11 protein-coding genes are annotated in these 9,074 nt (G+C 71.0%); 7 read left to right on the forward strand and 4 right to left on the reverse strand.

Annotated elements, in window-relative coordinates; genetic code table 11:
* Positions 1–881: 881 nt before the first annotated feature.
* Together VFZ39_RS02635 and VFZ39_RS02640 are read right to left on the reverse strand one after the other, a co-directional pair.
* Positions 882–1,205 carry a hypothetical protein gene (locus tag VFZ39_RS02635; protein ID WP_330864173.1) on the reverse strand — a complete coding sequence of 108 codons (324 nt, stop codon included), beginning with the start codon at positions 1,203–1,205 and terminating at the stop codon, positions 882–884.
* 37 nt (positions 1,206–1,242) lie between these two features.
* Positions 1,243–1,536: a Rho termination factor N-terminal domain-containing protein gene (locus VFZ39_RS02640; RefSeq protein WP_330864174.1), complete on the reverse strand. Its 294-nt coding sequence runs from the start codon at positions 1,534–1,536 to the stop codon at positions 1,243–1,245.
* 195 nt (positions 1,537–1,731) lie between these two features.
* Here VFZ39_RS02640 and VFZ39_RS02645 point away from each other — a divergent pair, with 195 nt between their 5' ends.
* Together VFZ39_RS02645 and VFZ39_RS02650 are read left to right on the forward strand one after the other, a co-directional pair.
* The gene (locus VFZ39_RS02645) at positions 1,732–2,139 is read left to right on the forward strand and encodes an anti-sigma factor (RefSeq protein WP_330864175.1); all 408 of its coding nucleotides are present in this window, start codon (positions 1,732–1,734) and stop codon (positions 2,137–2,139) included.
* Between the two features lies 1 nt (position 2,140).
* Positions 2,141–2,950 (forward strand): RNA polymerase sigma factor SigF, encoded by an 810-nt coding sequence (locus VFZ39_RS02650; protein WP_330864176.1) that lies wholly within the window; start codon positions 2,141–2,143, stop codon positions 2,948–2,950.
* Here VFZ39_RS02650 and VFZ39_RS02655 read toward each other — a convergent pair.
* Positions 2,941–3,342 (reverse strand): hypothetical protein, encoded by a 402-nt coding sequence (locus tag VFZ39_RS02655; protein WP_330864177.1) that lies wholly within the window; start codon positions 3,340–3,342, stop codon positions 2,941–2,943. The genes VFZ39_RS02650 and VFZ39_RS02655 overlap by 10 nt on opposite strands.
* Before the next feature lie 226 nt (positions 3,343–3,568).
* Here VFZ39_RS02655 and VFZ39_RS02660 point away from each other — a divergent pair, with 226 nt between their 5' ends.
* Entirely contained in the window at positions 3,569–3,820 is a 252-nt protein-coding gene (locus tag VFZ39_RS02660; RefSeq protein WP_330864178.1) for a WhiB family transcriptional regulator, read from the forward strand.
* Positions 3,821–3,848: 28 nt separating this feature from the next.
* Here VFZ39_RS02660 and VFZ39_RS02665 read toward each other — a convergent pair whose 3' ends face one another.
* Positions 3,849–5,315 carry a sensor histidine kinase gene (locus VFZ39_RS02665; RefSeq protein ID WP_330864179.1) on the reverse strand — a complete coding sequence of 489 codons (1,467 nt, stop codon included), beginning with the start codon at positions 5,313–5,315 and terminating at the stop codon, positions 3,849–3,851.
* 67 nt (positions 5,316–5,382) lie between these two features.
* Between VFZ39_RS02665 and VFZ39_RS02670 the strand changes: the two genes are divergently transcribed.
* Genes VFZ39_RS02670 through VFZ39_RS02685 form a run of 4 tightly spaced genes read left to right on the forward strand, consistent with a single transcriptional unit; the run spans position 5,383 to position 8,817 of the window.
* A complete protein-coding gene (locus tag VFZ39_RS02670) occupies positions 5,383–6,225 on the forward strand; it encodes a DUF2785 domain-containing protein (protein WP_330864180.1) in 843 nt (280 codons plus the stop codon).
* A 32-nt stretch (positions 6,226–6,257) separates the two neighbouring features.
* Complete coding sequence (locus tag VFZ39_RS02675; protein WP_330864181.1) at positions 6,258–7,946, forward strand: acetolactate synthase; 1,689 nt, start codon at positions 6,258–6,260, stop codon at positions 7,944–7,946.
* An 11-nt stretch (positions 7,947–7,957) separates the two neighbouring features.
* On the forward strand, positions 7,958–8,440 hold the full coding sequence (locus tag VFZ39_RS02680) for a GNAT family N-acetyltransferase (RefSeq protein ID WP_330864182.1): 483 nt from the start codon (positions 7,958–7,960) through the stop codon (positions 8,438–8,440).
* Complete coding sequence (locus VFZ39_RS02685; protein WP_330864183.1) at positions 8,437–8,817, forward strand: thioesterase family protein; 381 nt, start codon at positions 8,437–8,439, stop codon at positions 8,815–8,817. The genes VFZ39_RS02680 and VFZ39_RS02685 overlap by 4 nt, the downstream gene beginning before the upstream one ends.
* Positions 8,818–9,074 lie beyond the last annotated feature (257 nt).

The raw sequence follows: 9,074 nt of genomic DNA on the forward strand, positions 1-9,074 counted from the left end.
CCGGGGTATTCAAGCGATGGGGCGCTCGCTGACCGTCAGTCCGCAGGGAGTCCGCAAGACGACCGATTGCGACCAACGGTCGTCAACGCGTCTGCGCAGGTCAGGCCACAAGCGCCAACGGTTACCACCGCTAGTCACTGAGCGGGGACTACAAGGAGAACAAGAAGGCGTGACCAGGCGGCTCCGCCGCCGTGTCACGCCTTCGACGTGTCAAAGCGCGACTGAGCCTGCGAAGTCGCGTCCGCTCAACGCAACCACACGCCCACCGGACCGCCGCTCCTGACCAGGCGGCTCCGCCGCCGTGTCACGCCCTTCGACGTGTCAATGCGCGACTGAGCCTGGGTAAGGGCCATTCGGGCCAAAGGGAGGGACCCGCCCTCGAAAACCCCTGGGTGCCGAGGGCGGGCTCCCTTACTCCTGAGACGGGCGGTCGCCCAAGGTGTGACGCTCCCAGAAGGGTGAAGTCGTCGCTGAAAGACCTGCCGTTATGCCTGAGGGCCTCGACCGCGTCGGTCGACGGACTACGGCACGGGACGTAAACCGCCCCCGGCCGCATGGGCCGGGGGCGGCGGTGTGCCAGGGGGCGTGGGTGTCTTGCCGTCACCCAGCATGGACACACTCGATGGAACCACGGTCACCGCGCCTCGACATCACCCTGATGGGGTATGGGGCTCAGCCCGGCTCGCGTTGTGACCGCGATCTCACCCCGTACGCCGCATCGGAGACCAGCCTTCCGGGTACTCCGCACCCAGCGTCGAACCGTCTTCGGACGAGATTCCGCGAGGGGGGCCAGACCGTGGCCCTTGGGGGGCCGTCCCTGGCAGGCACGGGGGTGCGCCGGGGGCGGCCCCTCCATCATGTGCCACGGGATCGGGGAGCCGTCAGGGCCACTTGAGGCCGAGCCGGTTCCGGCGACCGACCTTCTTCTCGGCGGTCTTGCGCAGGGCACTGCCACGCTTCTTGCCCTCCTGCCGCGTGCGCTTGGCCACGCCACTGCCCTTCTTGTCCAGCTCCTTCACCGGATGCCGGACCGCGGCAGGCAGCATCATCCGCCCGGCCAGCGAGAAGAGCCGGCGCGAGAGCATGATCAGCGGAATGCCCAGCGGCAGCAGGAGGATGGTCACGCAGAGCAGTCCTCCCACCAGGCCGACCAGGCCAGCCACGATCCAGACGAGTCCGGCGCCGAGCCATCGGAAGATCTTCATGAGGCTGAGCCCTTTCGCCGGAGACGTCGCATCAGCGTCAGGAGGCGCGAAGCTTGCGTAGTGCTGCTGCCAGCTGAGCCTTCGTCATCGACGAACGACCACGCAGCTGCTCCTGGCGAGCCAGCTCCATGAGCTCCTCCTTGGTCATACCGTCCATGTCCGGTCCCGGGCCGGCGCGGCCGGTGCGTGAGGCCACCCAGGCGGCGGCACTCGATCGCGCCTTGGCTGCGCTGCCTCGGACTCGGTCCCACACCCGCACTGCGTTGCTCGGCAGGTCTCGCGCCCCGGAGCGGAGCAGGTCACCCACCTCGGCGATTCTGTGCTGCACCATCGTTCCCTCCCGCGGCAGTCGTTCACCACTCACCCGCCACGAGCGGTACCCAATCGGGCGCGCTGCAAACGGCGCAGTCGCCGAGGGCTGCCGCTGAGCGCTGCCCGTTCGAGATCGCGACGATCGGGTACCACATCGCGCCACCGACGCCCACTAGTGTCTGCAGCACGACGAGTGATGGAGGACCGCCCGCCCATGCCACCAACGCGAACGCCCGACGAGCGCGCGGACGTCGAGCTGCGGGTACCGGCCGACAGTGTGTACGTCTCGGTGCTGCGCACGACGACCGCGAGCCTGTCGGCTCGGCTCGACTTCACGATCGACGACATCGAGGACCTGCGGATCGCCGTGGGCGAGGCCTGCGCCATGGTCCTGCCGGAGGCGGATCCGGGCACCGACCTGGTCGCCGAGTACTTCCTGGGAGCCGGAAGGCTCACGGTGCGGGTGTCGGTCTCGGGGTCCGACATCGGTACGCCTGACTACGACAGCTTCGCCTGGCAGGTGCTCGACACCCTCGCCGGCGGCGCTGCCGCCGAGGTGGCCGACGGCCGCTTCGTGGTGAGCCTGTCGATGGAGTCCGAGACCCTGAGCTCCCGTCTCTGACATGACCTCCGCGACCCCGTGTGACGGGCCGGAAGACACCCCGACTTCTGGTAGCGAGGACAACCGGCGACGCAGTGTCGAGCTCTTCGCCACGCTCGAAGGAGACGGTACGGCGCACGAGCGGCGTGCCGCCCGTGAGGAGCTCGTGCACCTGCACCACGCTCTCGTGCAGCACTGCGCCCGCCGCTTTCGCAACCGGGGGGAACCGTTCGAGGACCTCGTGCAGGTCGGCACGATCGGGTTGCTGAAGTCGATCGACCGGTTCGACTCGGCCCGCGGCGTCGAGTTCTCGACGTACGCGACCCCGACGATCATCGGTGAGATCAAGCGCTACTTCCGTGACAAGGGCTGGGCGATCCGGGTCCCGCGGCGGCTGCAGGAGCTTCGGATGCAGATCGGCGCGGCCACGGCGGAGCTGAACCAGTCCCTCGGGCGCTCCCCCACGGCGCGCGAGCTCGCCGAGCGGGTCGGCTGCTCGGTGGAGGAGATCGTGGAGGGGCTCGAGTCCAACAACGCCTACTCCACCCTCTCCCTGGATGCCGGCGACAACCACGAGGACAGCGCGTCCCGACTGCTGGACACCCTGGGCACCGACGACGCCACCCTGGAGCACGTCGAGATCCGCGAGTCGATCAAGCCGCTGCTCGACGCGCTCGAGCCGCGCGAGAAGAAGATCCTGCTGCTGCGCTTCTTCAAGAACATGACCCAGACCCAGATCGCCGACGAGATCGGCGTGTCCCAGATGCACGTGTCGCGGCTGCTCACGCGCGCCCTCGCGCAGCTACGCGAGTCGCTGGAGGATCACGGCTGATCCGCCTCGGCGGCAGACCCTTCGAGTGCGTTCAGGCTGGCGGGGTGGAAGATCCCGACGAGCACGATCAAGGCGACCACGGCCAGCACGACGGCGAGCCAGGTGGTCGGGGCGCTGCGGAAGTTCCATGCCAGGCCGAGCTGGATCAGCTGGGCCAGCACGATCGGGCTCCGGGCCCAGGACGACCGTCGCTGGACGTAGAAGGCGCAGACGCCCAGTCCGGTCCCCGCGGCGAGGAAGAAGACAGCGGTGGTCACGCCCATCGTGACCCGACCGAGGCTGAGATTGGCGACCTCCAGGACGCCGTAGAGCACGAGCAGACCGCCCTGCACCGCGGCCAGCGAGGCCGCCACGGTGAGCGGGGGCGGGTTGTCCGAGCGCAGTGCGCTCACGAGTAGATCACCGGTCCGGGCACGTGGCCAGAGTAGTTGGCGGGGTACTTGTGACGGACACGACGGAATCAGGGGTTGTTTCACGATCCAACTCTTGCAACCCTAGGTGTTGCGCTCGTGAAAGCGTGCACATGGTGCTGCCGTCGACTCACTCGGGTTCCGCAGCCGCGCACACGAGACTTTCGACCAATGAACCGAGCGTTCAGAAGAGAGGGATCCCCCACCCATGGATTGGCGTGACCGTTCCGCGTGCCTCGACGAGGACCCGGAACTGTTCTTCCCGATCGGCAACACCGGTCCGGCCATCCTCCAGATCGAGGAGGCCAAGCAGGTGTGCCGACGCTGCGAGGTGCGCGAGCAGTGCCTGCAGTGGGCTCTCGAGGCCGGGCAGGACCACGGCGTGTGGGGGGGCCTGAGCGAGGACGAACGCCGGGCGCTCAAGCGGCGTACGGCGCGGGCACGGGTGCGCACGGCCTGAGCCCCGCTCCCCGGAGAGACGCACCCGGTCACGTCAGCGGTACGTCGACGACCACGCGAGTCCCCCGACCCGACGGCGCGGCGTCGACGGTGAGGCGACCGCCCAGCTCGGACTCCACCAGCGTCCGGACGATGGACAGCCCGAGGTTGGTCGAGGCGTCGAGGTCGAACCCCCGTGGCAGCCCGCGCCCGTCGTCCTGCACGCTCACCTCGAGCCGTCCCACGAGCCGGGTGACGTCGACCTCGATCCGTCCGCGCTGCTCGGCTGCGTAGCCGTGCTCGACCGCGTTCTGGAGCACCTCGGTCAGCACCATCGCCAGCGCGGTCGCGGCGTCCGAGGGGAGCACCCCGAACGACCCGCTGCGCACCACCCGCACCTGGTCACCCGTCGCGCTCACCTCGGTGACCATCCGACCGAGCCGGTCGGCGATCTCGTCGAAACCGACCTGCTCGTCGGCGGTCGAGCTGAGGGTCTCGTGGACGATCGCGATCGACCCCACGCGGCGGACCGCCTCCTCCAGTGCCGACTTCGCCTCGGCGGCGTCGATCCGCCGCGCCTGGAGCCGCAGCAGCGCCGCGACCGTCTGGAGGTTGTTCTTCACCCGGTGGTGGATCTCGCGGATCGTGGCGTCCTTGGTGACCAGCTCCCGGTCACGTCGGCGCAGCTCGGTGACGTCGCGCACGAGGACCAGGGCCCCGATCTGCTCCCCCTCCGGCCGCAGCGGGATCGCCCGCACGATGAGGGCCACCTCGTCGGTCGCGAGCTCGGTGTCGCGGTGCGCGCGGCCGGCCAGCACGGCCGAGAGGACCTCCTCGTCCGGACGGCGCTTGGGCGGCACGAGCTCGCGCGTCACGTCCGCGAGCACCAGCCCCTGCAGGTCGCCGTTGAGGCCGAGCCGACGGAACACCGACAGCGCATTGGGGCTCGCGTACTCGACGCGACCTGCGTCGTCGATCCGTACGAAGCCGTCGCCCACCCGGGGTGAGTCCGCGTGGTCGGAGCGCTGGCCGGACGACGGGAAGTGCCCGTGCGCGATCATCCGGGTCAGGTCGGAGGCCGTCTGCAGGTAGGAGAGCTCGAGCCGGCTGGGGGTGCGAACGCCCAGCAGGTTCGTGTTGCGAGCGATCACCGCGATCACCCGCCCCGCCCGGCGTACCGGGATCGTCTCGACCCGTACCGGAACCTCGTCGCGCCACTCCGGGTCCCCGTCGCGCACCAGCCGGCCGTGCTCGTAAGCGGCGTCGAGCATCCGCCGCCGACCTGCGGGCACGAACGTGCCGACCACGTCGTCGACGTACGCCGTCGGGCCGGTCGTGGGTCGCTTCTGGGCCCCCGCCCAGAACCCCTTGCCCTCGCGATCGGGCAGCCAGAGGACCAGGTCGGCGAAGGACAGGTCGGCGATGATCTGCCAGTCGGCCTGGATCAGCTGCAGCCACGCCACGTCCTCGTCGTCCAGGTCGGTGTGGCTGCGCACGAGCTCGGTCAGCGACGGCACGCCTCGAGGGTAGAGGGAGGGGTCACCCGCTCGAACCCTGGCGAGACCGACTGGCAGGATAGGCCCCATGTCGGGGCTCTACTGGAGGCAGGTGCGCGAACGCGGCCTCGAGGTCCCCACCGATCGGCCGTTGGACGAGCTGACCGCAGAGCTGACGCGGATGCTCGGATCCACCGACCCGGTGGAGCGCGACCGCACCGCCTACCCCGCGCTCGGCACCTGGATCGACCGCGGCGTGTACGACGAGCTGCTGCCGGGTCTCGGCGACGGGATGGCCGCCGGGCTCGAGATCGGGCTGGGCGAGCAGGGCACCGACACCGTGTTCCGGCGCGCGTTCAGCGTGCTCGTGCTGGCGACGGTGATCGAGCGCGACACCAAGGAGTACCTCGTCCCGGCCGAGCAGGTGCTGCGCTGGGGTGACCAGATCGTCGGCTGGTACCTCCGTGAGCGTGACCTGCGCGGTCACGTCGAGGGCAAGGGGTGGGCCCACACCGTGGCCCACGGTGCCGACGCGATCGCCGCCCTGGCTGGGTCGCGCCACTTCGGCGTACCCGAGCTGACGGTGCTGCTCGACGTCGTGGCCGACCGGATCGCGCTGCTGACCACCCCGCTGCTGAGCGGCGAGCCGGACCGGATGGCGCACGCCGTGATGGAGGTGCTCCGACGGGACCTGGTTCCGATCACGGTGGTCGAGCCGTGGGTGCGCCGGGTGGCGCGGCAGGCCGCGCCGGACGCGATCCGTGGCGACGGTGACCCGTACGCCGCGACCAACAACGCCCAGCAGCTGTTGCGGGCCCTCTACCTCCAGCTCGCGCTCGCTCCTCGTCCGCCCGCCGAGCGGGCCGACTTGATCCTGATCACGGTCGAGGCCCTGCGTGCCACCAACCCGTTCACGTTGGGTGGTCGCTGACGGCGGTGCTACCGCCGAGTAGCCTGCGGGTCATGACCGAGGTCCACGAGTCCGCCGTCCACACCGACGGGTCCGCCCTCTCCGGCCACGCAGGCGAGCTGGCGGTCGCGGTCGCCCGTGCCCACGGGGTCGAGACGATGTTCACGCTGTCGGGTGCCCACGTCTTCCCGATGTACGACGGGGCGGTGAAGGCCGAGCCGCCGATGCGGCTGCTCGACGTCCGTCACGAGCAGACCGCCGCGTTCGCGGCCGAGGCGACCGGGAAGCTGACCCGGGTCCCGGGGCTCGCCGTCCTCACCGCGGGCCCGGGCGTGACCAACGGCCTGAGCGCGATCGCCCAGGCGCAGTTCGCGGGCTCGCCGATGGTGGTCATCGGCGGTCGGGCCCCGGCGAACCGGTGGGGCAGCGGCAGCCTCCAGGAGCTGGACCAGCCACCGATCATCGCGCCGATCTCGAAGTCCGCCCGCACCATCCACACGGCCGACGGCGTCCTCGACGGCATGCACGACGCGTTCACGGCGGCCGGGTCCGCCCACCGCGGACCAGTCTTCGTCGACATCCCCATGGACGAGTTCTTCAACAGCGCCAGCGGTGAGCTGCCGACCGGTGCCCGCCGTCGCGGCGCCGAACCCGACCCCGAGGCGCTGTCGGAGGTGGCGGAGCTGCTCGGCGCGGCGAACCGGCCGGTCTTGGTGCTCGGCACGGACGTCTGGGCCGACGGCGCGGAGGAGGCGGCGCTGCGCTTCGTGGAGGCCACCGGCCTACCGGTGATCACCAACGGGATGGGACGCGGAGTCGTCCCCGGCGGTCATCCGCAGCTGGTCACCAAGGCGCGGGGTGCCGCACTCGGCGGCTCCGACCTGGTGGTCGTGGTCGGGACACCGCTCGACTTCCGGCTCGGGTACGGCGTCTTCGGCGGGAAGGATGGCGCCACCCCGGCCCAGGTCGTGCACCTCGCCGACTCCCCCGGTCAGGTCTCCCGCCATGCCGACCTGGCGGCGTCCGCCAGCGGCGACCTGTCGGCTGCCCTGGACGGCCTTCTGGCCGCCCTCCAGCAGCTGGTACGCCGTCCCGACTGGTCGGGCTGGCTGGCCGAGCTGCAGCAGAGCGTGGCCGCCGCCGCCGAGCGGGACAGCCAGCTGCTCGGCGCGGAAGCCGACCCGATCCACCCCGCCCGGATCTACGGCGAGCTGGTGCCGCGCCTGGCCGAGGACGCGGTCGTGATCGGCGACGGCGGCGACTTCGTCTCGTTCGCCGGGAAGTTCGTCGAGCCGCAGCGGCCTGGCGGCTGGCTCGACCCCGGCCCGTACGGCTGCCTGGGTGCCGGGCTCGGCGCCGCGATCGCCGCCCGGCTGGCCCGCCCGTCCGCGCAGGTGGTGCTGCTACTGGGCGACGGCGCGGCCGGCTTCTCGCTGATGGACGTCGACACGCTGGTCCGCCACCAGCTGCCGGTGGTGATGGTCTGCGGCAACAACTCCGCATGGGGTCTGGAGAAGGGACCGATGCAGATGATCTACGGGTACGACGTGGCCGCCGACCTCGCCGGCCAGACCCGGTACGACGAGGTCGTGAAGGCGCTCGGTGGCGCCGGGGAGACCGTGACGGACCCCCGACAGATCGGAGCCGCCCTCGACCGCGCGTTCGCCGCGAACGTCCCGTACCTGGTCAACGTGATCACCGACGTGGACGCTGCGTACCCGCGCACCACGTTCGGCATCTGAGGCCGGCGCCGATGGAGCTGCGGCTGGCGAGGCCCGAGGAGCTCGACGAGCTCGGCGAGCTCAGCGTGGCGGCCTACGAGGAGTTCATGCTCGGCGCGGAGGACGGCTACCGGCTGCACGTGCGCGACGCCGCCCGACGCGCCCGGGAGGCCGAGCTCTGGGTCGCCGCCGAGGGCGACGCGCTGCTCGGCTGCGTCACCTACTGCCCGCCGGGTTCGCCCTGGCGTGAGATCTCCACAGCCGAGGAAGGTGAGTTCCGGATGCTCGCCGTGCATCCGGACGCACGCGGGCGCGGCGCCGGACTGGCGTTGGCGGAGCTCTGCGAGGACCGCGCCCGCCAGCACGGCGCGACCGGGATGGTCCTCTCGTCGCTGGCCGACATGGCTGCGGCCCACCGGCTCTACGCCCGGCTCGGCTACACCCGGTCGCCGGATCGCGACTGGGACCCGATGCCGGGGGTGCACCTGATCGCGTTCGACAAGGTGCTGGCATGAGCGACGACGCCCAGGCCACGTTGCGCTTCTCGGTCTCGGACGACGACACCGCGGCGGCGGTCGGCAGCGGCTCGCTCCCGGTGCTCGGCACCCCGCGGCTGCTCGCCTGGTGCGAGGCTGCCACCTGCGCGGCGATCGAGCCGCACCTGGCCGCGGGCCAGACGTCGGTCGGGACCCGGATCTCCCTCGAGCACCTCGCCGCCTCCCCGGTCGGGGCCGAGGTCGAGGTGACCGCCTCCTCGTCGTACAGCGACGGTCGACTGCACCGCTTCACCGTCGCTGCCCGCCACACCGGCGACAGCAAGGTGGTCGGCACCGGTGAGATCACCCGGGTCATCGTCGAGTCCGACCGCTTCCTCGCCCGCCTGCACCGTTGAGTCGCGCTGCACCGTTGAGTCGCGCGGATGCGGCACTCGAGTCGCGCCGATGCGGCAGGCGCCCGCCGCAAGCGCGCCGTTCATGTGCCGCAAGCACGCGAATCAACGGGCATGAGAAGGGCCTCCGCGCCCTCCGGTCGAAGGGTGAGGTTCGGCTCGGGGGGCACCCACGTAGGTGACCAGCCCCGACTCGACGTCGTCGAGTCGTGGGCTTGCGGCAGCCGAGTCGCGGGAGTGCGGCGAGCGCCCACCGCAAG

Source organism: Nocardioides sp. (assembly GCF_036374615.1).
In the GTDB taxonomy this organism is placed as follows: Bacteria; Actinomycetota; Actinomycetes; order Propionibacteriales; family Nocardioidaceae; genus Nocardioides.

What these genes read in the sequence shown, in the direction of transcription:
- VFZ39_RS02635 (WP_330864173.1), bottom strand. Translation starts at nt 1,205, where the DNA reads ATGAAGATCTTCCGATGGCTCGGCGCCGGACTCGTCTGGATCGTGGCT.
- VFZ39_RS02640 (WP_330864174.1), bottom strand. Translation starts at nt 1,536, where the DNA reads ATGGTGCAGCACAGAATCGCCGAGGTGGGTGACCTGCTCCGCTCCGGG.
- VFZ39_RS02645 (WP_330864175.1), top strand. Translation starts at nt 1,732, where the DNA reads ATGCCACCAACGCGAACGCCCGACGAGCGCGCGGACGTCGAGCTGCGG.
- VFZ39_RS02650 (WP_330864176.1), top strand. Translation starts at nt 2,141, where the DNA reads ATGACCTCCGCGACCCCGTGTGACGGGCCGGAAGACACCCCGACTTCT.
- VFZ39_RS02660 (WP_330864178.1), top strand. Translation starts at nt 3,569, where the DNA reads ATGGATTGGCGTGACCGTTCCGCGTGCCTCGACGAGGACCCGGAACTG.
- VFZ39_RS02670 (WP_330864180.1), top strand. Translation starts at nt 5,383, where the DNA reads ATGTCGGGGCTCTACTGGAGGCAGGTGCGCGAACGCGGCCTCGAGGTC.
- VFZ39_RS02675 (WP_330864181.1), top strand. Translation starts at nt 6,258, where the DNA reads ATGACCGAGGTCCACGAGTCCGCCGTCCACACCGACGGGTCCGCCCTC.
- VFZ39_RS02680 (WP_330864182.1), top strand. Translation starts at nt 7,958, where the DNA reads ATGGAGCTGCGGCTGGCGAGGCCCGAGGAGCTCGACGAGCTCGGCGAG.
- VFZ39_RS02685 (WP_330864183.1), top strand. Translation starts at nt 8,437, where the DNA reads ATGAGCGACGACGCCCAGGCCACGTTGCGCTTCTCGGTCTCGGACGAC.